The 25,157-nt window shown below is 67.7% G+C and carries 22 protein-coding genes; 15 read left to right on the forward strand and 7 right to left on the reverse strand.

Annotation, left to right across the window (positions count from 1 at the left end; all coding sequences use genetic code 11):
• Positions 1–23 precede the first annotated feature (23 nt).
• Complete coding sequence (locus DIE23_RS17575; protein ID WP_124613297.1) at positions 24–2,333, reverse strand: DNA translocase FtsK; 2,310 nt, start codon at positions 2,331–2,333, stop codon at positions 24–26.
• A 289-nt stretch (positions 2,334–2,622) separates the two neighbouring features.
• Here DIE23_RS17575 and trxB point away from each other — a divergent pair, with 289 nt between their 5' ends.
• From trxB to DIE23_RS17590, 3 genes are all read left to right on the forward strand, one after another.
• A complete protein-coding gene (gene trxB, locus DIE23_RS17580; RefSeq protein WP_124613298.1) occupies positions 2,623–3,585 on the forward strand; it encodes a thioredoxin-disulfide reductase in 963 nt (320 codons plus the stop codon).
• A 136-nt stretch (positions 3,586–3,721) separates the two neighbouring features.
• Positions 3,722–4,501: a Smr/MutS family protein gene (locus DIE23_RS17585; RefSeq protein ID WP_124613299.1), complete on the forward strand. Its 780-nt coding sequence runs from the start codon at positions 3,722–3,724 to the stop codon at positions 4,499–4,501.
• Entirely contained in the window at positions 4,488–5,111 is a 624-nt protein-coding gene (locus DIE23_RS17590) for a trimeric intracellular cation channel family protein (RefSeq protein ID WP_124613300.1), read from the forward strand. Before DIE23_RS17585 ends, DIE23_RS17590 begins: the two co-directional genes overlap by 14 nt.
• Positions 5,112–5,208: 97 nt before the next feature.
• Here the strand turns inward: DIE23_RS17590 and DIE23_RS17595 are convergent, their stop codons facing one another.
• The 4 genes from DIE23_RS17595 to DIE23_RS17610 all read right to left on the reverse strand — a co-directional run bounded on the left by DIE23_RS17595 (position 5,209) and on the right by DIE23_RS17610 (position 9,610).
• Positions 5,209–6,327 carry an ABC transporter ATP-binding protein gene (locus tag DIE23_RS17595; RefSeq protein ID WP_124613301.1) on the reverse strand — a complete coding sequence of 373 codons (1,119 nt, stop codon included), beginning with the start codon at positions 6,325–6,327 and terminating at the stop codon, positions 5,209–5,211.
• A 111-nt stretch (positions 6,328–6,438) separates the two neighbouring features.
• Positions 6,439–7,296 carry a carbohydrate ABC transporter permease gene (locus DIE23_RS17600; protein ID WP_124613302.1) on the reverse strand — a complete coding sequence of 286 codons (858 nt, stop codon included), beginning with the start codon at positions 7,294–7,296 and terminating at the stop codon, positions 6,439–6,441.
• A complete protein-coding gene (locus tag DIE23_RS17605) occupies positions 7,286–8,224 on the reverse strand; it encodes a carbohydrate ABC transporter permease (RefSeq protein WP_124487779.1) in 939 nt (312 codons plus the stop codon). The genes DIE23_RS17600 and DIE23_RS17605 overlap by 11 nt, the downstream gene beginning before the upstream one ends.
• 138 nt (positions 8,225–8,362) lie before the next feature.
• Positions 8,363–9,610, reverse strand: a complete 1,248-nt coding sequence (locus DIE23_RS17610; protein ID WP_124613303.1) for an ABC transporter substrate-binding protein — start codon at positions 9,608–9,610, stop codon at positions 8,363–8,365.
• A 429-nt stretch (positions 9,611–10,039) separates the two neighbouring features.
• On the opposite strand from DIE23_RS17610, the gene zwf reads away from it, so the two are divergent.
• From zwf to DIE23_RS17625, 3 genes are all read left to right on the forward strand, one after another.
• Positions 10,040–11,509: a glucose-6-phosphate dehydrogenase gene (zwf, locus tag DIE23_RS17615; protein WP_124613304.1), complete on the forward strand. Its 1,470-nt coding sequence runs from the start codon at positions 10,040–10,042 to the stop codon at positions 11,507–11,509.
• An 86-nt stretch (positions 11,510–11,595) separates the two neighbouring features.
• Positions 11,596–12,276, forward strand: coding sequence for a 6-phosphogluconolactonase (pgl, locus tag DIE23_RS17620; protein ID WP_124613305.1), 681 nt, complete (start codon positions 11,596–11,598; stop codon positions 12,274–12,276).
• Positions 12,254–14,188 (forward strand): bifunctional transcriptional regulator/glucokinase, encoded by a 1,935-nt coding sequence (locus DIE23_RS17625; RefSeq protein WP_124613306.1) that lies wholly within the window; start codon positions 12,254–12,256, stop codon positions 14,186–14,188. Before pgl ends, DIE23_RS17625 begins: the two co-directional genes overlap by 23 nt.
• 109 nt (positions 14,189–14,297) lie before the next feature.
• Here DIE23_RS17625 and DIE23_RS17630 read toward each other — a convergent pair whose 3' ends face one another.
• Positions 14,298–15,515 (reverse strand): Bcr/CflA family multidrug efflux MFS transporter, encoded by a 1,218-nt coding sequence (locus DIE23_RS17630; RefSeq protein WP_124613307.1) that lies wholly within the window; start codon positions 15,513–15,515, stop codon positions 14,298–14,300.
• Between the two features lie 244 nt (positions 15,516–15,759).
• Here DIE23_RS17630 and DIE23_RS17635 point away from each other — a divergent pair, with 244 nt between their 5' ends.
• From DIE23_RS17635 to DIE23_RS17675, 9 genes are all read left to right on the forward strand, one after another.
• Positions 15,760–16,212, forward strand: coding sequence for a hypothetical protein (locus DIE23_RS17635; protein WP_060313004.1), 453 nt, complete (start codon positions 15,760–15,762; stop codon positions 16,210–16,212).
• 225 nt (positions 16,213–16,437) lie between these two features.
• The gene (gene hemL, locus DIE23_RS17640; RefSeq protein ID WP_124613308.1) at positions 16,438–17,721 is read left to right on the forward strand and encodes a glutamate-1-semialdehyde 2,1-aminomutase; all 1,284 of its coding nucleotides are present in this window, start codon (positions 16,438–16,440) and stop codon (positions 17,719–17,721) included.
• Between the two features lie 15 nt (positions 17,722–17,736).
• Positions 17,737–18,858 carry a bifunctional diaminohydroxyphosphoribosylaminopyrimidine deaminase/5-amino-6-(5-phosphoribosylamino)uracil reductase RibD gene (ribD, locus tag DIE23_RS17645; RefSeq protein ID WP_124613309.1) on the forward strand — a complete coding sequence of 374 codons (1,122 nt, stop codon included), beginning with the start codon at positions 17,737–17,739 and terminating at the stop codon, positions 18,856–18,858.
• A 14-nt stretch (positions 18,859–18,872) separates the two neighbouring features.
• The gene (locus DIE23_RS17650; protein ID WP_057928487.1) at positions 18,873–19,502 is read left to right on the forward strand and encodes a riboflavin synthase; all 630 of its coding nucleotides are present in this window, start codon (positions 18,873–18,875) and stop codon (positions 19,500–19,502) included.
• A 181-nt stretch (positions 19,503–19,683) separates the two neighbouring features.
• Positions 19,684–20,202, forward strand: coding sequence for a DUF1993 family protein (locus DIE23_RS17655; RefSeq protein ID WP_124613310.1), 519 nt, complete (start codon positions 19,684–19,686; stop codon positions 20,200–20,202).
• A 188-nt stretch (positions 20,203–20,390) separates the two neighbouring features.
• Positions 20,391–21,533 (forward strand): bifunctional 3,4-dihydroxy-2-butanone-4-phosphate synthase/GTP cyclohydrolase II, encoded by a 1,143-nt coding sequence (gene ribBA / locus DIE23_RS17660; RefSeq protein ID WP_124613311.1) that lies wholly within the window; start codon positions 20,391–20,393, stop codon positions 21,531–21,533.
• A gap of 53 nt (positions 21,534–21,586) precedes the next feature.
• On the forward strand, positions 21,587–22,105 hold the full coding sequence (gene ribH, locus DIE23_RS17665; RefSeq protein ID WP_059530212.1) for a 6,7-dimethyl-8-ribityllumazine synthase: 519 nt from the start codon (positions 21,587–21,589) through the stop codon (positions 22,103–22,105).
• Positions 22,102–22,539, forward strand: coding sequence for a transcription antitermination factor NusB (nusB, locus tag DIE23_RS17670; protein WP_059530215.1), 438 nt, complete (start codon positions 22,102–22,104; stop codon positions 22,537–22,539). The genes ribH and nusB overlap by 4 nt, the downstream gene beginning before the upstream one ends.
• Before the next feature lie 68 nt (positions 22,540–22,607).
• Positions 22,608–23,804 carry a pyridoxal phosphate-dependent aminotransferase gene (locus tag DIE23_RS17675; RefSeq protein ID WP_124613312.1) on the forward strand — a complete coding sequence of 399 codons (1,197 nt, stop codon included), beginning with the start codon at positions 22,608–22,610 and terminating at the stop codon, positions 23,802–23,804.
• 112 nt (positions 23,805–23,916) lie between these two features.
• On the opposite strand, the gene DIE23_RS17680 is transcribed toward DIE23_RS17675, so the two are convergent.
• Positions 23,917–25,044 (reverse strand): lytic transglycosylase domain-containing protein, encoded by a 1,128-nt coding sequence (locus tag DIE23_RS17680; RefSeq protein WP_124613313.1) that lies wholly within the window; start codon positions 25,042–25,044, stop codon positions 23,917–23,919.
• Positions 25,045–25,157 lie beyond the last annotated feature (113 nt).

Below are 25,157 nucleotides of genomic sequence, written 5' to 3' on the forward strand. Positions count from 1 at the left end.
CCGGCGCTGCGGGCGCCGCGGACTCATTCCGCGTCGCGCGCCGGCACAAGAATTTCGCGGTTGCCGCTCGACGACATCGCCGACACGAGCCCCGACTGTTCCATCTGCTCGAGCAGCCGCGCCGCGCGGTTGTAGCCGATCCGCAGATGGCGCTGCACGAGCGAGATCGACGCGCGGCGATTCTTGATGACGATCTCGACCGCCTGGTCGTACAGCGGATCAGACTCGCCGCCGCCTTCGCCGGTTCCCGCGCCGGCCGAACCCTCGTCGCCGTCGGCGGTGCCGCCTTCGAGCAGCCCTTCGACGTAGTTCGGCTCGCCCTGCTCCTTGAGCTTCTCGACGACGCGATGCACTTCGTCGTCGGCGACGAACGCGCCGTGCACGCGCACCGGCAGCCCGGAGCCCGGCGGCAGGTACAGCATGTCGCCCATCCCGAGCAGCGATTCGGCGCCCATCTGGTCGAGAATCGTGCGCGAGTCGATCTTCGACGACACCTGGAACGCGATCCGCGTCGGCACGTTCGCCTTGATCAGGCCGGTAATCACGTCGACGGACGGACGCTGCGTCGCGAGGATCAGGTGGATGCCGGCCGCGCGTGCCTTCTGCGCGATCCGCGCGATCAGTTCCTCGACCTTCTTGCCGACGACCATCATCAGGTCGGCCAACTCGTCGATCACGACGACGATGTTCGGCAGGCGGCCGAGCGGTTCAGGATCGTCCGGCGTCAGGCTGAACGGATTCGGAATCTTTTCCTCGCGCTTCGCCGCTTCGTCGATCTTGTTGTTGTAGCCGGCGAGGTTGCGCACGCCGAGCTTGCTCATCAGCTTGTAGCGGCGCTCCATCTCCGCGACCGTCCAGTTCAGCGCATGGCCGGCCTGGCGCATGTCGGTGACGACCGGGCACAACAGGTGCGGAATGCCTTCGTAGACACTCATTTCGAGCATCTTCGGATCGATCAGGATCAGGCGCACCTGATCCGCGGTGGCCTTGTACAACAGCGACAGGATCATCGCGTTGATCCCGACCGACTTGCCGGAACCGGTCGTGCCGGCGACCAGCAGGTGCGGCATCTTCGCGAGATCCGCGCACACCGGCTTGCCGCCGATGTCCTTGCCGAGGCTCAACGTGAGCGCCGACGACGCGGCCGCATAGACTTCCGAGCCGATGATCTCGGACAGGTGGACCGTCTGGCGGCGCTGGTTCGGCAGCTCGAGCGCCATGTAGTTCTTGCCGGGGATGGTCTCGACCACGCGGATCGACACGAGCGACAGCGAACGCGCGAGGTCCTTCGCGAGGTTGACGATCTGGCTGCCCTTCACGCCGGTGGCCGGCTCGATCTCGTAGCGCGTGACGACCGGGCCCGGATACGCGGCGACGACACTCGCCTCCACGCCGAAGTCCTTCAATTTCTTCTCGATGAGGCGCGACGTGAATTCGAGCGTATCGGCGGAAATCGCTTCCTGCGTCTTCGGGGCGGGATCGAGCAGCGACACCGGCGGCAGCGTCGAATCGCCCGGCAGGTCGGTAAACAGCGGCACCTGGCGCTCGCGCTCGACGCGCTCGGACTTCGCCGGCGTGACGACCGGCGGCACGATCGTCACGGGCTCGTGATCCTCGATGCGCACGCGCTCCTCCTCGACCTTTCCTTCGCGGCGCACGGCCGCGGCCTCGCCGAGCTTGCGGTCGCGCTCGGCCTCACGGCGCAGCTTCGCGACGTTGACGGCGGACAGGATCGCGCCGCCGACGCGCTCGGCGACCGACAGCCACGAGAAGCGGAAATACAGCGACAGGCCGATCGCGAGCAGGATCAACAGCAGCAGCGTGCCGCCGGTGAAGCCGAACGCGTGCGACATCGCGCCTGCCACGGCCTCGCCGATCACGCCGCCCGGCGCACGGGGCAGCTGCACCTTCAGCGACCACATCCGCAGCGCCTCGATGCCGTCGCACGCGAGCACGACGAGCACGAACGCGAAGATCTCGGTGAGCCAGCCGATCGGCCGCTCGGGTTCGTCGGGAACCGCCTCGTGACGCGTGATGCGCCGGTAGTTGACCGCGATGCGCCGCCCGAGCGGCACGATCAGCCAGTAGGCCGACAGGCCGAACAGCAGCAGGATGATGTCGGCCGTCCACGCGCCGACGCGGCCGGCCCAGTTCGAGATGTGGTCCACCTGCGCGGCGTGCGTCCAGCTCGGATCGCGCCGGCTGTAGCTCAACAGGGCCATCACCAGAAAAGCGCAGAGCGCGACCTGGAGAATCCAGCGGATCTCCGTGAGGAGCTTCGACATCCGGTGCGGCAACGCCTGTGCCTGGGCGGAATAAGGAGCTTTTGCCATGAATCCGTATAAAGAGGACGGGCCGCGCGCCCGCCTGTCGTTCGATCCCGCTTATTGTAAACGCTGCACCGGGGCGTCAAGTGTAAATGACGGTTACATAACAGGGCCGGGGCGCCTGAAGCGGACGCCGGGCAACGCTATCGCGACGATTGAAACTCTCGTTCGGCAGCGCAGCAACGGGACCTTTATAATGCGCGTCTGATACCCATCTATGACGGCATCCCGGTCAACCCAGACCGTCCGGCGAGCCTTACCCCGCCCGCCGCAGCCGCCTTTTACGGATTCGCACATGTCCACGCCCAAACACGCCAAAGTCCTGATTCTCGGTTCCGGCCCCGCCGGCTACACGGCTGCCGTCTACGCGGCTCGCGCCAATCTCTCCCCGGTGCTGATCACCGGCATCGCGCAGGGCGGCCAGCTGATGACCACGACCGACGTCGAAAACTGGCCGGCGGACGCGAAGGGCGTGCAAGGCCCGGAACTGATGGCGCGCTTCCTCGAGCACGCCGAGCGTTTCAACACCGAAATCGTATTCGACCACATTCACACCGCGAAACTGCACGAAAAGCCGATCCGGCTGATCGGCGATTCGGGTGAATACACGTGCGACTCGCTGATCATCTCGACCGGCGCGTCCGCGCAGTATCTCGGCCTGGCTTCCGAGGAAGCGTTCATGGGCAAGGGCGTGTCGGCCTGCGCGACCTGCGACGGCTTCTTCTATCGCAACCAGGAAGTCGCGGTGATCGGCGGCGGCAACACGGCCGTCGAGGAAGCGCTCTACCTGACGGGCATCGCGAAGAAGGTCACGGTGATCCACCGCCGCGACAAGTTCCGCGCCGAGCCGATCCTGATCGACCGCCTGCTCGAGAAGGAAAAGGAAGGCGTCGTCGACATCAAGTGGGATCACGTGCTCGACGAAGTGACGGGCGAGGATTCCGGCGTCACGGGCCTGCGCATCAAGAACGTGAAGACAGGCGAGAAGCAGGACCTCACCGTGCAGGGCGTGTTCGTCGCGATCGGCCACAAGCCGAACACCGACCTGTTCCAGGGACAGCTCGAGATGAAGGACGGCTACATCCTGACGAAGAGCGGCCTGCAGGGCAACGCGACGTCGACCAGCGTGCCCGGCGTGTTCGCCGCCGGCGATGTGCAGGACAACGTGTACCGCCAGGCGATCACGAGCGCCGGCACGGGCTGCATGGCCGCGCTCGACGCGCAGCGCTACCTCGAAAGCCTGCACGACAAGAAGTAAGCGTCAAGCCTTCGCGCGGCGGGCGCTACAATGGCGTCCGCTGCCGCGAAGCGGGCTTGACCGGAAAGCCGCTGCCGCCGTGCAGCGGCTTTTTTTGTGCCCGCGCGCCCGAACGCGCCTGCCCGGTTACCGAATCATGGCGAAGAACCAGCCCCATCCGAGCGATCCCGCAAAGCGGCAGATCGCCGCCCGTCCCGCGAACCCGGCGCCCGCCGCGCCGACGCCCGCGCCCGACGCCGCCGCGTTGCGCGGCCAGGGCCTGGCCGGCCTCGGCGCATTGCGCAAGTCGCTGCAAGGCGAAGCCGACCGCCGCGAGCGCACCCGCGTCGAAACCGCGAAGGCCGCGCGGCAGGCCGAGGCCGACGCGAACCTGTTCCGCAACGAAATCGGCGCGATCCAGCCGCTGAACGCGCCGCCGCGCGCGAAATCCGGCCGCACGCCGCCCGACCCGGTGCCGAAGCAGACGCAGCGCGACGAGGAAGACGTGCTGAACGCGACGCTATCCGACGAATTCGATCCCGAGACGCTGCTCGACAGCGACGAATCGCTGTACTACCACCGTCCCGGCATCAACCGCGACGTCGTGCGCAAGCTGAGGAGCGGCGCATGGATCGTGCAGGCGCAGCTCGACCTGCACGGGATGCGGCGCGACGAAGCGCGCGACGCGCTTGCAGAGTTCATCCGCGAGGCCGGCAAGAAGGGGCTGCGCTGCCTGCGCGTGATCCACGGCAAGGGGCTCGGCTCGATCGGCAAGGAACCCGTGCTGAAGGGCAAGGTGCGTGCGTGGCTCGTGCAGAAGGAAGAAGTGATCGCGTTCTGCGAGGCACGCAGCCACGACGGCGGCGCTGGCGCGGTGCTCGTGCTGCTGCAGCCGCTGACGGCGCCCGCCGATCGGGGGCCGCGTGCCGCATCCTAGGCTGACGCTCGCGATCGCGATACTGGAGGCGATCGCGACGCTGGCCTTCGCGATTTCGGGCTTCATCGAGGCGCGCAAGAACCGCCTCGACTCGGTCGGCACGTTCGTCGTCGCGCTCGCCACCGCGTTCGGCGGCGGCACGCTGCGCGACATCCTGCTCGAACGCCGGCCGTTCTACTGGGTCGTGCACGACGACTACGTGATCGCGATCTTCGTGCTCGCGCTGTTCGCGCCGTTCGTGCTGCGAATGCTGTCGCGGCTGTCGGCCGAGCGGCTGCTGCTGGTGGCCGACGCGATCGGGCTCGGCATCTTCAGCATCTCGGGCACCGCGATCGCGCTCGATGCCGAGATGCCGCGCTTCATCGCGGTGATGATGGGTGTGATCACGGGCGTGGTCGGCGGGATCGTCCGCGACGTGCTGTGCAACGACATCCCGCTGATCCTGCGCGATTCGCGGCCGTACGCGACCTGCGCGTTCGTCGGCTGCTGGTTCTATCTGCTGCTCGCGTGGCTGCAGTTCGACTCGGTGTACAGCGTTCTGCTCGCGACCGGATTCATCCTCGTCGCGCGGCTCGCGACGTTCAAGTTCGACGTGCGGTTGCCGCACTGACGCCGCCGCGCCGCCGTGCCGCGCATCGCCGGTGCGCCAAAACGAAAGGGGCCGTTCGAGACGGCCCCTGCTCTTTCAGTCAGCGAACGCGCTCACCTCACGCGATCCGCTCTTCCGACGCCGGATCGAACAGCACGGCCTTCGACACGTCGAACAGCAGCGACAGCGTCTGGTCGGGCTGCGGGTTCGCGGCCGGATGCACGCGGCTCACGATGCGCTTGCCATTGACCTGCGCGAACACGTGCGTGTCGGGGCCAGTCGGCTCCGTCACGTCGACGCGCACGTCGAACGGCTGCAGGTGCGACGCGTCGCCGTTGTGCGCGTGGCGCACGTCGGTGATGCGCTCCGGACGCAGGCCAAGGATCACCTCGCGGCCGACATGCGACTTCAGCTTGCCCGCCTCGAACGGCAGGTTCAGCGCGCCGCGCTTGACGCCCGTGTCGATCTCGAGCGCGATCCCGCTGCCCTGCTCGACCAGCTTGCCGTTGATGAAGTTCATCGGCGGCGCGCCGATGAAGCCCGCGACGAACAGGTTCGACGGCGAATCGTAGATTTCCTGCGGCGCGCCGAACTGCTGGACCACCCCGTCCTTCATCACCGCGATCCGGTCGCCGAGCGTCATCGCCTCGATCTGGTCGTGCGTCACGTAGACGATCGTCGTGCCGAGGCGCTGGTGCAGCAGCTTGATTTCCGCGCGCATCTCGATGCGCAGCTTCGCGTCGAGGTTCGACAGCGGCTCGTCGAACAGGAACAGCGACGGGTCGCGCGCCAGTGCACGGCCCATCGCGACACGCTGGCGCTGGCCGCCCGACAGCTGGCCCGGCTTGCGGTCGAGCAGATGCTGGATCTGCAGCATCGCCGACACGCGCTCGACGATCTGCTGCTGCTCGCTCTTCGGCACCTTGCGGATGTTCAGGCCGAACGAGATGTTCTCGCGCACCGTCATCGACGGATACAGCGCGTACGACTGGAACACCATCGCGATGTCGCGATCCTTCGGCGACAGGTCGTTGACGACCTTGCCGTCGATGCAGATCTCGCCGCTCGTCACGGTCTCGAGGCCGGCGATCATGTTGAGCAGCGTCGACTTCCCGCAGCCCGACCCGCCGACCAGGATCAGGAACTGTCCGTCCTCGATCTCGATGTCGACACCCTTCAGGACCGGCACCCCGTTCGGGTAGGTCTTGTACACGTCACGGATGGAAAGGCTTGCCATGCTGTGAATCCTCTGTCTCGTCTCGCGCGGCGCACTGCGGCGCCGCGTCGGGTTCGTTTCGATGCGCCGCGCGCGAGCGCGGCCGGTTCGTCGTATCGGATGAAGCCGCGCTTACCCCTTCACCGCGCCCGCCGTCAGCCCGCGCACGAAGTAGCGGCCGGCGACCACGTAGACGAGCAGCGTCGGCAGCGCGGCGATGATCGCGCCGGCCATGTCGACGTTGTATTCCTTCACGCCCGTCGACGTGTTGACGAGGTTGTTCAGCGCGACCGTGATCGGCATCGAATCGACGCCGGAGAACACGATCCCGAACAGGAAGTCGTTCCAGATCTGCGTGAATTGCCAGATCAGGCACACCATGAAGATCGGCAGCGACACGGGCATCAGGATCTTCGTGAAGATCGTGAAGAAACCCGCGCCGTCGATGCGCGCGGCCTTCACGAGCTCGGCCGGCACGCTCACGTAGAAGTTGCGGAAGAACATCGTCGTGAATGCGATCCCGTACACGACGTGCACGAACACCAGGCCCGGAATCGTGTTGGCGAGGCCGAGCATCCCCTGCAGGCGCGCCATCGGCAGCAGGATCACCTGGAACGGGATGAAGCAGCCGACCAGCATCATCGTGAACAGCGCATCCGCGCCGCGAAAGCGCCAGTGCGTGAGCACGTAGCCGTTGAACGCGCCGATCAGCGACGAGATCAGCACCGCCGGAATCACCATCTGCAACGAGTTCAGGAAGAACGGCTTCATGCCGTCGCAGCGCACGCCGGTACACGCGCCGCTCCACGCCTTCACCCACGGATCGAAGGTCCAGTGCGTCGGCGGCGTCAGCAGGTTGCCGGTGCGCAGCTGGTCGAGGTCCTTGAAGGACGTCGACAGCATCACGTAGATCGGGAACAGGAAATACAGCGCGAACAGGATCAGCGCCGCATAGATCACTGCCCGGCTGATCGTCATCTTAGGCTGCATTGCGGGTGCTCCTCGATTCCATATACATCAGCGGCACCAGCACCGCGACCACGGTCGCGAGCATCATCACCGACGACGCCGCGCCGAGCCCGAGCTGGCCGCGGTTGAACGAAAACGTGTACATGAACATGGCCGGCAGCGACGACGACGTGCCGGGGCCGCCCGCCGTCAGCGCGACGACCAGGTCGAAGGTCTTGATCGTGATGTGGCAGAGAATCAGCAGCACCGAGAAGAACACCGGGCGCATGCTCGGGATCACGATCTTGCGGTAGATGGTCGGCAGCGTCGCGCCGTCGACCTGCGCGGCCTTGAAGATCTCGGCGTCGACGCCGCGCAACCCGGCGAGGAACAGCGCCATCACGAAGCCGGTCGACTGCCACACGGCGGCGATCACGATACAGAAGATCGCCTTGTCCGGATCGTCGAGCCAGCCGAACGAGAAGCTCGTCCAGCCCCAGTCGTGCATCACCTTCTCCAGGCCGAGGCCCGGGTTCAGGATCCACTGCCACGCGGTACCCGTGACGATGAACGACAGCGCCATCGGATACAGGAAGATCGCGCGCAGCGCACCTTCGTTGCGGATCCGCTGGTCGAGCAGGATCGCGAGGAACAGTCCGAGCGCGACGCAGATCGCGATGAACGGAATCCCGAACCAGCCGAGGTTCGCGGCGGAGGTCCACCACACGTCGTTCTGGAACAGGTCCGAGTAACGGCCGAAGCCGTCGAATTCGTAGTTCGGCAACAGCCGCGAATTGGTCAGCGACAGATAGCCGGTAATCAGGATGAAGCCGTAGATGAATACCACGGCGATTGCGAGGCTCGGCGCGAGCACGAGCTTCGGAATCCAGCGATCGGCGAAGGCCGACATCGGCGACGTGCGCCGTGCGGCGGCAGCGCCGGATCCGTTTCCGCTAAGAGGGGCAGCCACTTGATTCGACTCCTGGAACGAGGGTGACGCAGGCCAGGCCGGCGCCGGGTACGGCGCGGGCCCGCGGGCGAGCCCGTTTGCTGCACATGCAAGAACGCCCGGCCGACGATGCGTTTCCGGCCGGGCGCCTGTCGCGCTTTACTTCACCTTCGCGGCTTTCGCGAGCGCGGCGACCGCGCTCTTCGAATCCTGCTGCGAGTTCATGAACTTCGTGACGACGTCGGTGATCGCGCCGGCCGTTGCATCGCCCTGCGCCATCCCGTGCGCGAGCGACGGCACGAAACCGCCCGACTTGATCGCGGTCTGCTCGTCGCCATACGACTTCTTCGCGCAGTCGTCGAACTTGTCCATCTTCACGCCGAGGCGCACGGGCACCGAGCCCTTCAGCAGGCTGAACTGCTCCTGGAAGTCCGGCGTCATGATCGTCTTCGCGAGTGCGATCTGGCCCGGCGTCGCGTCCTTCTGGCCCTTCTGCTGGAAGAACACGAACGAGTCGACGTTGAACGTGTACGAGCTGGCGGTGCCCGGCACCGGTGCGCAGATGTAGTCCTTGCCCGCCTTCTTGCCGGCGTTCTCGAACTCGCCCTTCGCCCAGTCGCCCATGAACTGCATGCCGGCCTTGCCGTTGATCACCATCGCGGTCGCGAGGTTCCAGTCGCGGCCGTTGCGGCCGGTGTCGAAGTAGCCCTGGATCTTGCGGACCGTGTCGAACACCGACAGCATCTGCGGCGACGTCAGCGTGGCCTGGTCGAGATCGACGAGCGCCTTCTTGTAGAACGCCGGGCCCTGCGACAGCACGACGTCTTCCCACAACGTCAGGTCCTGCCACGGCTGGCCGCCCATCGCGACCGGCTGGATGCCGGCGGCCTTCAGCTTGTCGGCGACCGCGAAGAATTCGGGCCACGTGGTCGGCACCTTCGCGCCGACCTTGTCGAGCGCGGACTTGTTGATATAGAGCCAGTTCACGCGGTGCACCGAGAACGGCGCGGCGACGGTATGGCCCTTGTACTTGATGATCTTGTCGATTTCCGGCGGCAGGTTCTGCTTCCAGTCGCCGGCGGCGGAATCGACGTTGACCAGCACGCCCTGGTCGGCCCAGTCCTGGATCAGCGGGCCCTTGATCTGCGCGGCCGACGGTGCGTCGCCGCTGATCACCTTGGTCTTCAGCGCGGTCATGGCCGCCGCGCCCGCGCCGCCCGCGACCGCGAAGTCCTTCCACACGTAGCCCTGCTTCTGCAAGTCGTCCTTCAGCACGCCGACGGCCTTCGACTCGCCGCCCGAGGTCCACCAGTGCAGCACCGTTACGTTCTCGGCCGCCTGCGCCGCCACGGCGCCAGCCATCAGACCCGCGGCGCAGAGCGCGCCCATGATCGAGCGAACTTTCATTACTTATCTCCTCCAGACTGAATCAACTCGTGAGGTTCCCCGACGGGGAACCGGCTTCTTGATAAACGACGGGGAAATCGAGCCGCGGGACGCATGCAGCGTACGGGGCCGATGACCGGCCGGGCTCTTATAGAAAGCGTGAATCGAGATTCAACGGTGTGTCTCCTCTTTGTGTTTCTGGCCCGCCGCGATGCCGCGGCGCGAGCCCGGGGCGACGGCGCGCGGACGATGCGCACCGTCAATGTCCGATACCATTCGGCACAAGGCGTTCCCGGAGGCGAAGCTCGCGCAGTTCATCGACCGCACTTCTTTTTTTCTTCACCCAGGTGCTACCCCTTGCGGCGGATTGTAGTTAAACTACAATTCAGTGTCAAAAATATTTTTATCGCACTACGGATCGCTTCCCAGCACCTCAACCGGCGGAGACACATGCATACCGATTCCAGCTTTACCTTCGTCCTTTTCGGCGGCACCGGCGACCTGTCGATGCGCAAGATCCTGCCCGCGCTGTTCGAAGCGCACCGCGGCAACATGCTCGCGGAAAGCGGCCGGATCGTTGCCGTCGCGCGGCACGAATCGGATCGGGCCGGCTATCTCGACTGGGTCGACACGCATGTGAAGCCGCATGCGGCGAAGGCGGCCGGCAAGGCATTCGACGAAAGCGCGTGGAAGTCCTTCCTCGAGCGCATCGACTACGTGAAGCTCGACCTCGGCCGCGCGGAAGACTACGTCGTGCTGCGCGACGCGGTCGCGCAGCTGCCCGGCATCCGCGTGTTCTATCTCGCGACGGGGCCGTCGCTGTTCGTGCCGATCTGCAAGGCGCTCGCGTCGGTCGGCCTGAACGAAGGCGCGCGCATCGTGCTCGAGAAGCCGCTCGGCTACGACCTGCGCTCGTCGAACGCGATCAACGACGCGGTCGGCGAAATCTTCGCGGAAGACCAGATCTACCGGATCGACCACTACCTCGGGAAAGAGCCGGTGCAGAACCTGCTCGCGCTGCGCTTCGGCAATGCGCTGTTCGAGCCGCTGTGGCGCCGCGAATGGGTCGAGAGCATCCAGATCACGATCGCCGAGGAGCTCGGCGTCGAGGCGCGCGGCGATTTCTACGACAATACGGGCGCGCTGCGCGACATGGTGCAGAACCACCTGCTGCAGCTGCTGTCGATCGTCGCGATGGAGCCGCCGCACTCGATGGATTCCGATTCGGTGCGCGACGAGAAGCTGCGCGTGCTGCGCGCGCTGAAGCCCGTCGATGCGCGCGACATCGGCAAGGTTGCGGTGCGCGGCCAGTATCATGCGGGCGTGATCAAGGGCGCGCAGGTGCCTGCCTATGCAACCGAGCCGGGCGTGAAACCCGATAGCCCGACCGAAACCTTCGTCGCGCTGAAGGTCGAGATCGAGAACTGGCGCTGGGCCGGCGTGCCGTTCTTCCTGCGCACCGGCAAGCGTCTGGCCGACCGCGTCGCGGAGATCGTCGTCAACTTCCGTCCGGTGCCGCACTCGGCGCTCGGGCCCACCGCGCTGCGCGCCGGCTCGAACCGCCTCGTGATCCGGCTGCAGCCGAACGAGACGATTCGCCTGTACTGCCTCGCGAAGCAGCCCGGCGAAGGGATGAACCTCGCGAGCGTGCACCTCGACCTCGCGTTCGACCGATTCTTCAAGGAAGGGCAGATGGAGGCATACCAGCGCCTGCTGCTCGACGTGATCAACGGTCGCCTCGCCCTCTTCGTGCGTCGCGACGAGCAGGAAGCCGCGTGGCGCTGGGTCGAGCCGATCCTGAACGAATGGGCGCGCTCGCTGAAGCCGCCGAAGCCTTACGCGGCGGGCACGTGGGGGCCGGCCGCGGCGAGCGCGATGCTCGCGCAGCACGGCACCTGCTGGCTCGAAGAAGAAAACTGATGCAGACCGTTGCCTTGCGCGCTAGCGTGCGGCAACGTACCCCACGATTCACACGAATTGAACAGACAAAGCAGTCCGGAGGAGATGTGATCGAGATTCACGCTTTCGACACCCAGGAAGCGCAAAGCGAAGCGCTCGCGCGCGCCGTCGGCGATGCGCTGCGCGCCGCGCTCGCCGGCCCCGCGCGCCCGACGCTCGCGGTGTCCGGCGGCACGAGCCCGCGCCCGTTCCTGCAAACGCTGTCGCACACGGCGCTCGACTGGGCCGGCGTCGACGTCACGCTGGTCGACGACCGCTGGGTGTCGGAGGACGACGCGGCCAGCAACGCGCACCTCGTGCGCGACACGCTGCTGCAGCACGCGGCGGCCCCGGCCCGCTTCCTGCCGCTCGTCGACACGCGCGCAGCGCTCGACGCGCACGTCGCCGCACTCAACGCGAACGCCGACTACCGCGTACCGAACGTCGCGGTGCTCGGCATGGGCGAGGACGGCCATACCGCGTCGATCTTCGCGGACGCGCCCGAATGGGACCACGCGATCGCGACGCCCGAACGCTTCGTCGCCGTGCATCCCGGCGCCGCGCCGCATGCGCGCGTGAGCTTTTCGCTCGATGCGCTGAAGCGCGTCGACCGGCTCTTCCTGTTGATCGCGGGCAGCCGCAAACGCGACGTGCTCGACGCCGCGGCCGCCACGCTGCAGAAGAACGCGATTTCCCAACTGGCCAACGACAAGGGGACCCAGCTCGATGTCTACTGGTGCGCAAAGTAAGGCTGTCGTCGCCGTCCAGCATGCCGACGGCCCGCGCCTGCTCGCGGACGTCGGCGGCACCAACGCGCGTTTCGCGCTGGAAACCGGCCCCGGCGAGATCACGCAGATCCGCGTCTATCCCGGCGCCGACTATCCGACGATCACCGACGCGATCCGCAAGTATCTGAAGGACGTGAAGATCAGCCGCGTGAACCACGCGGCGATCGCGATCGCGAACCCGGTCGACGGCGACCAGGTCACGATGACCAATCACGACTGGAGCTTCTCGATCGAGGCGACGCGCCGCGCGCTCGGCTTCGACACGCTGCTCGTCGTCAACGACTTCACCGCGCTCGCGATGGCGCTGCCGGGCCTCACCGATGCACAGCGCGTGCAGGTCGGCGGCGGCACGCGCCGCCAGAACAGCGTGATCGGGCTGCTCGGGCCCGGCACCGGGCTCGGCGTGTCCGGCCTGATTCCGGCGGACGACCGCTGGATCGCGCTCGGCAGCGAAGGCGGTCATGCATCGTTCGCGCCGCAGGACGAGCGCGAGGATCTCGTGCTGCAGTACGCACGCAAGAAGTTTCCGCATGTGTCGTTCGAGCGCGTGTGCGCCGGCCCCGGCATGGAGATCATCTATCGTGCGCTCGCCGCGCGCGACAAGAAGCGCGTCGCCGCGACCGTCGACACGGTCGAGATCGTCGAGCGCGCGCACGCGGGCGACGCGCTCGCGCTCGAGACGGTCGAATGCTTCTGCGGGATTCTCGGCGCGTTCGCGGGCAGCGTCGCGCTGACGCTCGGCGCGCTCGGCGGCGTGTACATCGGCGGCGGCGTCGCGCTGAAGCTCGGCGAACTGTTCACGCGCTCGTCGTTCCGCGCGCGCTTCGAGGCGAAGGGCCGCTTCACGCAGTATCTCCAGAACATCCCGACCTACCTGATCACCGCCGAATATCCGGCGTTCCTCGGGGTATCGGCGATTCTCGCGGAGCAGTTGTCGAACCGTTCGGGCGGAGCGTCGTCGGCCGTGTTCGAGCGGATCCGCCAGATGCGCGATGCGCTCACGCCGGCCGAGCGCCGCGTCGCCGATCTCGCGCTGAACCATCCGCGCTCGATCATCAACGACCCGATCGTCGACATCGCGCGCAAGGCGGACGTGAGCCAGCCGACGGTGATCCGCTTCTGCCGCTCGCTCGGCTGCCAGGGGCTGTCGGACTTCAAGCTGAAGCTCGCGACCGGCCTCACGGGCACGATTCCGATGAGCCACAGCCAGGTGCATCTCGGCGACACGGCCACCGACTTCGGCGCGAAGGTGCTCGACAACACGGTGTCCGCGATCCTGCAGCTGCGCGAACACCTGAACTTCGAGCACGTCGAGAACGCGATCGAGATCCTGAACAGCGCGCGCCGCATCGAGTTCTACGGGCTCGGCAACTCGAACATCGTCGCGCAGGACGCGCACTACAAGTTCTTCCGCTTCGGGATCCCGACGATCGCGTACGGCGACCTGTACATGCAGGCCGCATCGGCCGCGCTGCTCGGCAAGGGCGACGTGATCGTCGCGGTGTCGAAGTCGGGACGCGCGCCGGAGCTGCTGCGCGTGCTCGACGTCGCGATGCAGGCCGGCGCGAAGGTGATCGCGATCACGTCGAGCAACACGCCGCTCGCGAAACGCGCGACCGTCGCGCTCGAGACCGACCACATCGAGATGCGCGAATCGCAGTTGTCGATGATCTCGCGGATCCTGCATCTGCTGATGATCGACATCCTCGCGGTCGGCGTCGCGATCCGTCGCGCATCGACCAACGGCGAGCTGCCGGAGGCCGTCGCGCAGGCGCGCGCGCGCGCGCGCGCGAGCGACGACGAAACGGCCGACGTGCTCGACTGGCTGAGCCACGGCGCGTCACCGGCGGCGAAGGACGTCGCGCGGGACTGACGCGCGACACGGAACGGCGGCTGCCGCTTTCCGCACGCCCGAAAAAAACGCCACCGACGCATCATCGCGCGGTGGCGTTTTTTCATGCCGCGGCCGCGGCCACGCCGGCTCAGGCGCCCGCTTTCACCGGTCGGCCATGCCAGCGCAGCACGAGGTAGCGGCCGGCGAAACACAGCACGCCGGTGACGCCGATCGTCACCCCCATCGCGAACGGCGTGCCGTCCGCGAGTGCGCCGATCGCGACGCTCGCGATCGCGCCGAGCGCGAGCTGCATCGCGCCGAACACGGCCGCCGACGCACCCGCGTTGTGCGGATAGCGATGCATCAGGTCGGTCGTGCAGTTCGCGGACAGGATCCCGACCACGCCGACCACGAAGAACAGGCACACGACGATCGACCACAGCCCGCCCCATCCGGTCAGCGCGACGAGCGCGACCGCGAGCGACGCGATGCCGCTCACCAGCGACGCGGCCGCGATGATGCGCAGCGAGCCGATGCGCCCGACGAGCCGTGTGTTCGCGAAGTTGCCGACCATGATCCCGACGACGTTCAGGCCGAACAGCAGCCCGTAGTGCTGCGGCGACACGTGGAAGTACTCGATGTACACGAACGGCGTCGCGGTGATGTACGAGAACATCGACGCGAACGCCATCCCGCCGCACAGCATGTGCCCCCATGCGACCGGGTCGGACAGGATGCGCCCGTACGACGCGAACGACGCGAGCACGGCCGCGCTCTTGCGCCGCTCCTTCGGCCAGGTTTCGGGCACGCGCAGGTACGCGGTCACCGCGCACAGTGCACCGAACGCGGCCAGCACGACGAACACGCCGCGCCAGCCGGCGAAGCGCAGGATCTGGCCGCCGATCAGCGGCGCGAGCAGCGGCCCGACCGCGGTGACGATCGCGACCATCGACAGCACCTTCGCCGCATCGGTCGGCTCGTGCGCGTCGCGCGCGATCGCACGGGCGAGCACCGACGCGGCGCCCGCGCCGAGCGCCTGCAGGAAGCGCACGAGGATCAGCATGTCGATCGAGCCCGACGCGAAGCAGCCGACGCTCGCGAGCGTGAACAGCGCGATGCCGCCGAGCAGCACGGGCCGGCGGCCCCACGTGTCGGACAGCGGACCGTACAGCAGCATGCCGATCGAGAAGCCGGCCATGAAGCTCGTCAGCGTGCGCTGCGCGGCTCCGGAACTCACCGAGAAGCCGTCGGCGATCGACGGCAGGCTCGGCAGGTACATGTCGGTGGCAATCGGCCCGCAGGCGGCGAGCGCGCCGAGCAACAGGATCAGCCGGGCATCGGGCCGGCGCCGGACGACGTGGGACATGGGTATCCGGAATGGAGGCCCGCGCGCATCGGGGCGCGCGTGGCGGTGAAGACGGGAGGCCGCACCGCGGACGGCGCTCAGGCCCATGATTGTACGCGCAACTTTTTCGCGTGCCGCCGGCCGGGTGCCGCGCACGGCCGGAGAGTGCCGGGCGGCCGGCGTCGCGCATGGTCGCGAGCGGATTCGATTAAGCTTGCTGCTCCCCGCCGCTCTTGTCTGACCAAATCGACGCACGACCGAACCGATGACCGCCTTCCTGCTGATCTGGAGCCCCAAGAAATGGCCGTGGCCCGAACTGCCCGACGTCGCCGCGCGCGTGAAGGCCGGCGAGGCCGTGCATGACGTGTGGGGCTGCGGCTTCGCGCGCGGCATCCTGCCGGGCGACCGCGTGTTTCTGCACCGCGTCGCGAAGGAGCCGAAGGGCGTGTTCGGTTCCGGCTACGTGACGCGCGCGCCCTACGAGGTGCCCGACCCGGCGACGAAGCGCGGCTACCGGCTGTGCATCGATTTCGTCTACGACTGGCTGGTCGACGCGCACCAGGACGTCGTGATCGCGCGCGACGCGCTGCGCGTCCACCCGTACTCCGTGCAGACCTGGGACGCGCAGAGCTCCGGCACGTCGATCAAGCCGATGGTCGAAGGCCCGCTCGAGAAGCGCTGGGCCGAGCTGACCGGCAAGCGCAAGCCGCCGCGATAGCCGGGGCGGCAGTCGCGGCGATCGTTCCCCCAGGAAATCGGGCCGGTCGATCGATCGAATCATGCCCTCCTTTCCGGCCGTCCCGCCAATTCCCCACGCGCCGAAAGGCCGCGGACCCGGCCGCGGGCCCGCCAGGCGCGTCTCCGGTACAATCAGACGATCGTTCCGCCCAGGCGCCGCGGCCCGTGCACAGGCCCCCGCGCCCTTCTCTCGCAGGTTTCGCACATGTCCAACAATCAGATCCTCTTCGAACGCGCCCAGAAGACCATTCCGGGCGGTGTCAACTCGCCGGTGCGCGCCTTCCGTTCGGTCGGCGGCACGCCGCGTTTCGTCTCGCGCGCACAGGGCCCGTACTTCTGGGATGCCGACGGCAAGCAGTACATCGACTACATCGGCTCGTGGGGCCCGATGATCGTCGGCCATGTCCATCCGGAAGTGCTGTCGGCCGTGCAGAACGTGCTCGCCGACGGTTTCTCGTTCGGCGCGCCGACCGAGGCGGAAATCGAGATCGCCGAGGAAATCTGCAAGCTGGTGCCGTCGATCGAGCAGGTGCGGATGGTGTCGAGCGGCACCGAGGCCACGATGAGCGCGCTGCGCCTCGCGCGCGGCTTCACGGGCCGCAGCCGCATCGTCAAGTTCGAGGGCTGCTACCACGGCCATGCGGACAGCCTGCTGGTCAAGGCGGGCTCGGGCCTGCTGACGTTCGGCAACCCGACGTCGGCCGGCGTGCCCGCCGACATCGCGAAGCACACGACCGTCCTCGAATACAACAACGTCGCCGCGCTCGAAGAAGCGTTCGGCGCGTTCGGCGACGAGATCGCCGCGGTGATCGTCGAGCCCGTCGCGGGTAACATGAACCTCGTGCGCGGCACGCCCGAATTCCTGAACGCGCTGCGCACGCTGTGCACGAAGCACGGCGCCGTGCTGATCTTCGACGAGGTGATGTGCGGTTTCCGCGTCGCGCTCGGCGGCGCGCAGCAACACTACGGGATCACGGCCGACCTCACCTGCCTCGGCAAGGTGATCGGCGGCGGGATGCCGGCCGCCGCGTTCGGCGGCCGCCGCGACATCATGGCCCACCTCGCGCCGCTCGGCGGCGTATACCAGGCCGGCACGCTGTCGGGCAACCCGATCGCGGTCGCCGCGGGCCTGAAGACGCTGCAGCTGATTCAGGCGCCGGGCTTCTACGACGCGCTCACCGCGCAGACGAAGCGCCTCGCCGACGGCCTCGCGGCCGAAGCGCGCGCGGCCGGCGTGCCGTTCGCGGCCGACTCGATCGGCGCGATGTTCGGCCTGTACTTCGCCGAGCGCGTGCCGACCAGCTTTGCGGAAGTCACGAGGAGCGACACCGAGCGCTTCAACCGCTTCTTCCACCTGATGCTCGACGAAGGCGTGTACTTCGCACCGTCCGCGTACGAGGCCGGCTTCGTGTCGAGCACGCATGACGACGCGGTCATCGACGCGACGCTCGCGGCCGCGCGTCGCGCATTCGCGGCCCTCGCCGCCTGACCCGGGTCCGCACGCATGTTCTCGGATACCGATTTCGCCCATATGCAGCGCGCGCTGACGCTCGCGGCGCGCGGCATGTATACGACCGCGCCGAACCCGCGCGTCGGTTGCGTGATCGTCAAGGACGGCGACGTGATCGGCGAAGGCTTCACGCAGCCGGCCGGCCAGGACCACGCGGAAGTGCAGGCATTGAAGGACGCGCGCGCGCGCGGCCATGACGTCGCCGGCTCCACCGTGTACGTGACGCTCGAGCCGTGCAGCCACTTCGGCCGCACGCCGCCGTGCGCGAACGCGCTGATCGACGCACGCGTCGCGAAGGTCGTCACGGCGATGGAAGACCCGAATCCGCAGGTATCGGGGCGCGGCCTCGGGATGCTGCGCGACGCGGGCATCGACGTGCGCTGCGGGCTGCTCGCGAACGAAGCGGGCGAACTGAACATCGGCTTCGTGTCGCGGATGACGCGCGGCCGCCCGTGGGTGCGGATGAAGACGGCCGCGTCGCTCGATGCACGCACCGCGCTGCCGTCCGGCGAAAGCCAGTGGATCACCGGCGAGGCCGCGCGCCTCGACGGCCACGCGTGGCGCGCACGCGCGTGCGCGATCCTCACCGGCATCGGCACCGTCCGCGAGGACAACCCGCTTTTGACCGTGCGCGGCATCGACACGCCGCGCCAGCCGCAGCGCGTGCTGGTCGACAGCCGCCTCGACCTGCCGCTCGATGCGCGCTTGCTCGAAGGCGCGCCGCTGCTGATCTTCTGCGGCCGGCTCGATGCCGCCGGCGAAGTGCGCGCGAACGTGCTGAAGTCGCGCGGCGCGGAAATCGTGCCGCTCGCGAACGCGCACGGCAAGGTCGACCTGCCCGCGATGCTGGCGGCGCTCGGCGCGCGCGGCGTCAACGAGCTGCATGTCGAGGCCGGTCACAAGCTGAACGGCTCGCTGCTGCGCGAGCAATGCGTCGACGAGCTGCTGGTCTATCTCGCGCCGAGCCTGCTCGGCAGCGACGCGGCCGGCATGTTCGACCTCGCCGCGCCGGCGAGCCTCGACGCCCGCACGCGGCTCGCGTTCCACAGCGTCGAGCGGATCGGCGACGATCTGCGGATCCTGGCGCGCGTCGCGCCGCCCCCCGTCACTCATTGAACGGAGCCGTCACGATGTTTACCGGAATTGTCGCGGCCGTCGGTCGCATCGAATCGATCAACCCGCTCGGCGCGTCGCCCGACGCGGGCGTGCGGCTGACCGTGCAGGCCGGCGGGCTCGACCTCGCCGATGTCGCGCTCGGCGACAGCATCGCGATCCAGGGCGCGTGCATGACGGTCATCGAAAAGACCGAAACCGGATTCGACGTCGACGTGTCGCGCGAAAGCCTGAACCGCACGGTCGGCCTCGCACAGCCGGGCGAAGTGAACCTCGAGAAGGCGCTGCGCGCGCACGACCGCCTCGGCGGGCACATCGTGTCGGGCCACGTCGACGGCCTCGGCACCGTGACGCGCTTCGCGCCGGTCGGCGAATCGCACGAGCTGCGGATCGTCGCGCCGCGCGAGCTCGGCCGCTATCTCGCATACAAGGGCTCGATCACGGTCAACGGCGTGAGCCTGACCGTCAACACGGTCGACGATCGCGCGGACGGCTGCGAATTCTCGATCAACCTGATCCCGCATACGGTCGAGGTCACGACGCTGCGTCACGTGAAGGCCGGTGACAAGGTCAACCTCGAGGTCGACATGATCGCGCGGTATGTCGAGCGGATGCTGTCGGCATCGCAGGGCGTGCACCAGGACTGATCGGGCCGTTCGGCCCCTGGATGGGAAATGGCGGCCGCCGGCCCGGTCCGACACCTGGCCTGATGGCCAACGACGCGCACGGGTCATCCCGTCGCGCTAAGATGCAACGGCAGCGGTTTCGGCGCCGCGACGCATCGTGCGCCGCGTACCGGCTGCCCCCTTTTCCTCCAGGAGTCGTCCCATGTCCATCTCGATGTACCAGGCTTCGTTGCCCGTCCTGATCCGCGGCCTCACCAACCTGCAGCACATCCTCGGCAAGGCGCAGGCGCATGCGGCCGAGAAGCAGATCGACCCGTCGGTGTTCATCGGCGCACGCCTCTATCCGGACATGCTGCCGCTCGTCCGCCAGGTGTACATCGCGACCGACACGGCCAAGGGCTGCGCCGCGCGGCTCGCCGGCGTCGACATCCCGAGCTATCCCGACGTCGAGCAATCGTTCGACGAACTGCATGCGCGCATCCAGAAGACGATTGACTATCTGAAGAGCTTCGAGGCCGCGCAGATCGACGGCAGCGAAGCGCGCCAGATCGTGCTCAAGATGCGCGTCGGCCCGATCGAGTTCACCGGGCAGTCGTACCTGCTGAACTTCGTGCTGCCCAACTTCTTCTTCCACGTGACGACGGCGTACGACATCCTGCGTCACAGCGGCGTCGAGCTCGGCAAGCTCGACTACCTCGGCGGCCGCAACGAGCACGCCTGACGCACGGCCGGGCCCCGGCCGGCCTGCGGCTGCCTGTCGTCGGGCCAGCCGCGGCGGCCCGGGCAAGCCCGCCTCGCAGGCCGGTCGCACCGCGTTTCGGCGCGCTCGCCGGCCGCCCGCAGCCGGCGCCAGCCGAAACGCGGTCCGGCTGGCGTAAAATACGCACTTTCCTCTTTCTCGCCCCCCTTATGACGCTCGCCTCCACGCTCGACATCATCGCGGAGTTGAAAGCCGGCCGGATGGTGATCCTGGTCGACGAAGAAGACCGCGAAAACGAAGGCGACCTCGTGATCGCCGCCGAATTCGTCACGCCGGAAGCGATCAACTTCATGGCCAAGTACGGCCGCGGCCTGATTTGTCTGACGTTGACGCAGGAACGCTGCAAGCAGTTGCACCTGCCGCTGATGACCTACCGCAACGGCACCCAGTACGGCACCGCGTTCACGGTCAGCATCGAAGCGGCCGAAGGCGTGACGACCGGCATCTCGGCCGCCGACCGCGCGCACACGATCGCCACGGCGGTCGCGCACGACGTCCGCCCCGAGCACATCGTGCAGCCGGGCCACGTGTTCCCGATCATGGCGCAGCCGGGCGGCGTGCTCGTGCGCGCCGGCCACACCGAGGCCGGCTGCGACTTCACCGCGCTCGCCGGGCTCACGCCGGCCGCGGTGATCTGCGAGGTCATCAAGGACGACGGCACGATGGCGCGCCTGCCCGACCTGCTCGAGTTCGCGAAGGAACACGGCCTGAAGATCGGCACGATCGCCGACCTCATCCAGTACCGCAGCCGCACCGAATCGATCATCGAGCGGATCGCCGAACGCACGATGCAGACCGCGCACGGCACGTTCCGCGCGGTGCTGTACCGCGACCAGCCGAGCGGCTCGCCGCATATCGCGCTGGTACGCGGCACGCCGTCGCCCGACGTTGATACGCCGGTGCGCGTGCACGAGCCGCTGTCGGTCCTCGACCTGCTCGAGACGAGCATCTCGACGCACTCGTGGACACTCGACGCGGCGATGCGCGACATCGCGGAACGCGACCTCGGCGTGATCGTGCTGCTCAACTGCGGCGACACGAAGGAACACCTGATCGACGTCTTCAAGGCGTTCGACGAGGAAGAAAAGGCCGCTGCGCTGAAGCGCCGGCCGGTCGATTTCAAGACGTTCGGCATCGGCGCGCAGATCCTGCGCGATGTCGGCGTCGGCAAGATGCAGGTGCTGTCGAATCCGCGCAAGCTGGGCAGCATGTCCGGCTACGGCCTCGAAGTCACGGGCTTCATTCCGATGCCCGGCGGCGAAGCCAAGTCCTGCCCGGCGTCCAACGCGTAACCCGCCACGACGCTTTCGCCCTATAACCGTTCATCCACACCACGGACCAGATCATGGAAATCGGACAATACCAACCGAATCTCGAAGGCGACGGCCTGCGTATCGGCATCGTGCAATCCCGCTTCAACGAACCCGTCTGCAACGGCCTCGCCGATGCGTGCGTCGAAGAACTCGAGCGCCTCGGCGTCTCCGGTGAAGACGTGCTGCTCGTGTCGGTGCCCGGCGCGCTGGAAATCCCGCTCGCGCTGCAAAAGCTCGCGGAAAGCGGCCAGTTCGACGCACTGATCGCGCTCGGCGCGGTGATCCGCGGCGAGACGTACCACTTCGAACTCGTGTCGAACGAAAGCGGCGCGGGCATCACCCGCATCGGCCTCGACTTCAACCTGCCGATCGCGAACGCGGTCCTGACGACCGAAAACGACGAGCAGGCCGTCGCGCGCATGACCGAAAAGGGTCGTGACGCCGCACGCGTCGCGGTCGAGATGGCCAACCTGACGATGGCACTCGACCAACTCGGCGACGACGAAGACGAAGAAGAAGAGGACGAAGACGACGAAGAGGAGCGCGCATGAAGAAGAGCGCCCGCCGACAATCGCGCGAGCTGGCGACGCAGGGCCTGTATCAGTGGCTGCTGTCGAACGCGGCCTCCGGCGAGATCGACGCGCAACTGCGCGGCGCGCTCGGTTACGACAAGGCCGACAAGGAACTGCTCGACGCGATCCTGCACGGCGTGATTCGCGAGCATGCGACGCTCGTCGAAGCCCTCACGCCGTCGCTGGACCGTCCGGTCGACCAGCTGTCGCCGGTCGAACGCGCGGTGCTGCTGATCGCGACGTTCGAGCTCACGCATCATGTCGAAACGCCGTACCGCGTGATCATCAACGAAGCGGTCGAACTCGCGAAGACGTTCGGCGGCTCCGACGGCTACAAGTACGTCAACGGCGTGCTCGACAAGCTTGCCGCGAAGCTGCGCCCCGCTGAAACGCAGGCGCGCCGCAACGGCTGATTCCGCAGTTGGACGGGCGCGCAAGCGCCCGTTTTTCGTTCTCCTCCCCTTCCCGCCCCGCCCGACCGATGAATACCACCGCCGATTCGCTCGTCACGCTCGCCGCACGCGTCGACGCGATCCAGCCCTTCTACGTGATGGAACTGATGAAGGAGGCACAGCGGCTCGAGTCCTCCGGGCGCGATGTTATCCACATGGGCATCGGCGAACCGGATTTCACCGCACCGGAGCCCGTCGTCGAGGCGGCCGCGGCGGCATTGCGCCGCGGCGTCACGCAGTACACGAGCGCGCTCGGCATCGCACCGCTGCGTGAAGCGATCGCCGCGCACTACGCGCGCGCCTACGGCCTCACGATCAGCCCCGAGCGGATCGTCGTGACGGCCGGCGCGTCGGCCGCGCTGCTGCTCGCGTGCCTCGCGCTCGTCGGCCGCGACGACGAGGTGCTGATGCCCGACCCGTCGTATCCGTGCAACCGGCACTTCGTCGCGGCGGCCGAAGGCCGCCCCGTGCTCGTGCCGAGCGGCCCGGAAGCGCGCTTCCAGCTCACCGCGGACGACGTCCGCACGCGCTGGGGCAACCGCACGCGCGGCGTGCTGCTCGCGTCGCCGTCGAACCCGACCGGCACGTCGCTCGAGCCGGACGAACTGAAGCGCATCGTCGAGGCCGTGCGCGCACGCGGCGGCTTCACGATTGTCGACGAGATCTACCAGGGGCTCAGCTACGACGCGGCGCCTGTGTCGGCGCTGTCTTACGGCGACGATGTCGTCACCGTCAACAGCTTCTCGAAGTACTTCAGCATGACCGGTTGGCGGCTCGGCTGGCTCGTCGTGCCGCCCGCGCTCGTGAGCACGTTCGAAAAGCTGTCGCAGAACCTGTTCATCTGCCCGTCCGCGCTCGCTCAGCACGCGGCGCTCGCGTGCTTCGAACCGGCGGCGCTCGACATCTACGAAGCGCGCCGCCTCGAATTCAAGCGTCGTCGCGACTTCATCGCGCCGGCGCTCGAACGGCTCGGCTTCACGGTGCCCGTGATGCCGGACGGCGCGTTCTACGTGTATGCGCACTGCGGCGGCGTCGCCCATCCGGCGGCCGGCGACAGCGCCGCGCTCACGCAGGCGATGCTGCACGACGCAGGCGTCGTGCTGGTGCCGGGCATGGATTTCGGCGTGCATGCGCCGCGCGACTATATCCGGCTGTCCTATGCGACCGCCTACTCGCGCCTCGAAGAGGCCGTCGAGCGGCTGGCGACGCTGTTCGGCCAGCACTGAGACGACCGACCGGCCTTCCAGGCCGGCACGCCGGCCCCTTCCGCCGCACAAAAAAGAAAAGGCACCCGAATCGGGTGCCTTTTTGCTGGAGCCTGGCCGGAACCGCGGGACGTTACGCGCCAAGTTCCGAGTGATCGCCGTGCGGCTGCTTCGCGGTGTCGACGCTCGCGTCGTCCTGCTGCGGCGCGCCCTTCGGCGTGGCGGCAGCCTTCGCGGTGATCGGCTGCGCGCCGTCGAGCGTCGCGTGCACGCGCTTCGCGCCGCCTGCCGTTGCCGTCACGGCCGCGGTGACGATCGGCTTCGAAGGCTGGGCCGGCGCCTGCGGCGCATTGGCCGGCACGTTGCGGCCATGCGCGACGTCGCGCAGGCGGCCGCGCTCGGCCATGACCTTCGAGCCGTAGACGGTGTCGTCCGGGTTCGTCGAGCCGTTGTACAGGCGCAGGCCGCTCGCGAGCGAGCCGCCGCGGGCGATGCAGTCCTTCAGCACGAGCGCGCCGACCTGCAGGTTCGCGAGCGGTTGCAGCGCGGTGTCGGTACCGCCGAAATATTCGAACTTGTCGGAATGGACCTTCGACATGACCTGCATCAGGCCTTGCGCGCCGACGCCGCTTTCCGCGTACGGGTTGAAGCCCGATTCGATCGCCATCACGGACAGCAGCAGCAGCGGATCGAGGCCGACGTCGTGGCCGGTCTGGAACGCGGCCTTGACGAGCTGGCCGAGCGGCTCCTGGGCGACCCGGTAACGGCGCGACAGGTAGGTGGCGACGAGCGCCTGCTGGCGATTCGACGCGAGCGCACGATCGTCGCGCGCATCGGCCGGCACCCGCTGGGACGGGATCAGTTTCGCGAGCGCGACGGGCGACGGGCCGTTGCGGGCCTGATCGGACGCATCGTTCTGCGCGGCGGTTTCCGGTGCGACGTCGAGACCGACGGCGAGCGCATCCGTTTCAGGGGCGTCTTCCTGCTGCGGCTGCGCGCCGGCGGGCGCGAAGTTCGGCAGCGGATGACCGGTCAGCAGACGGGCCGGACCGGCCTGCACGGCCGCGGACACAACCGGCATCAGCTTCGCGGCAAGGTTCCCGCGCACGGTCGGCAGCAGCCACAGGGCAAGTGCGATCGCGACAGCGAAACAGCCGACAACGCTGAATAAATGGTGACTGACACGCGTCCCGCGACGCAGCATGTTGCGCACGATTTGTGCATGCTGCTGACTGGGACGCCACGATAACCAAGCGTTCATTCAGATCATCTCCCATGAACATGACTCGTGCGGCTCGCTCGGCTCGATGGCGAGACAGAAAACGCGCCGCGGAATCACGATGCCGCACGCCTTGGTTGGGACGCGCAAGCATC

This window comes from Burkholderia sp. Bp9143, assembly GCF_003853645.1.
Classification (GTDB): domain Bacteria; phylum Pseudomonadota; class Gammaproteobacteria; order Burkholderiales; family Burkholderiaceae; genus Burkholderia.

Bases quoted from the DNA above. Each gene is read 5' to 3' on its own strand.
- DIE23_RS17575 (WP_124613297.1), bottom strand. From the start codon at position 2,333: ATGGCAAAAGCTCCTTATTCCGCCCAGGCACAGGCGTTGCCGCACCGG.
- trxB (WP_124613298.1), top strand. From the start codon at position 2,623: ATGTCCACGCCCAAACACGCCAAAGTCCTGATTCTCGGTTCCGGCCCC.
- DIE23_RS17585 (WP_124613299.1), top strand. From the start codon at position 3,722: ATGGCGAAGAACCAGCCCCATCCGAGCGATCCCGCAAAGCGGCAGATC.
- DIE23_RS17595 (WP_124613301.1), bottom strand. From the start codon at position 6,327: ATGGCAAGCCTTTCCATCCGTGACGTGTACAAGACCTACCCGAACGGG.
- DIE23_RS17600 (WP_124613302.1), bottom strand. From the start codon at position 7,296: ATGCAGCCTAAGATGACGATCAGCCGGGCAGTGATCTATGCGGCGCTG.
- DIE23_RS17610 (WP_124613303.1), bottom strand. From the start codon at position 9,610: ATGAAAGTTCGCTCGATCATGGGCGCGCTCTGCGCCGCGGGTCTGATG.
- zwf (WP_124613304.1), top strand. From the start codon at position 10,040: ATGCATACCGATTCCAGCTTTACCTTCGTCCTTTTCGGCGGCACCGGC.
- DIE23_RS17625 (WP_124613306.1), top strand. From the start codon at position 12,254: ATGTCTACTGGTGCGCAAAGTAAGGCTGTCGTCGCCGTCCAGCATGCC.
- DIE23_RS17630 (WP_124613307.1), bottom strand. From the start codon at position 15,515: ATGTCCCACGTCGTCCGGCGCCGGCCCGATGCCCGGCTGATCCTGTTG.
- DIE23_RS17635 (WP_060313004.1), top strand. From the start codon at position 15,760: ATGACCGCCTTCCTGCTGATCTGGAGCCCCAAGAAATGGCCGTGGCCC.
- hemL (WP_124613308.1), top strand. From the start codon at position 16,438: ATGTCCAACAATCAGATCCTCTTCGAACGCGCCCAGAAGACCATTCCG.
- ribD (WP_124613309.1), top strand. From the start codon at position 17,737: ATGTTCTCGGATACCGATTTCGCCCATATGCAGCGCGCGCTGACGCTC.
- DIE23_RS17650 (WP_057928487.1), top strand. From the start codon at position 18,873: ATGTTTACCGGAATTGTCGCGGCCGTCGGTCGCATCGAATCGATCAAC.
- DIE23_RS17655 (WP_124613310.1), top strand. From the start codon at position 19,684: ATGTCCATCTCGATGTACCAGGCTTCGTTGCCCGTCCTGATCCGCGGC.
- ribBA (WP_124613311.1), top strand. From the start codon at position 20,391: ATGACGCTCGCCTCCACGCTCGACATCATCGCGGAGTTGAAAGCCGGC.
- ribH (WP_059530212.1), top strand. From the start codon at position 21,587: ATGGAAATCGGACAATACCAACCGAATCTCGAAGGCGACGGCCTGCGT.
- nusB (WP_059530215.1), top strand. From the start codon at position 22,102: ATGAAGAAGAGCGCCCGCCGACAATCGCGCGAGCTGGCGACGCAGGGC.
- DIE23_RS17675 (WP_124613312.1), top strand. From the start codon at position 22,608: ATGAATACCACCGCCGATTCGCTCGTCACGCTCGCCGCACGCGTCGAC.
- DIE23_RS17680 (WP_124613313.1), bottom strand. From the start codon at position 25,044: ATGAACGCTTGGTTATCGTGGCGTCCCAGTCAGCAGCATGCACAAATC.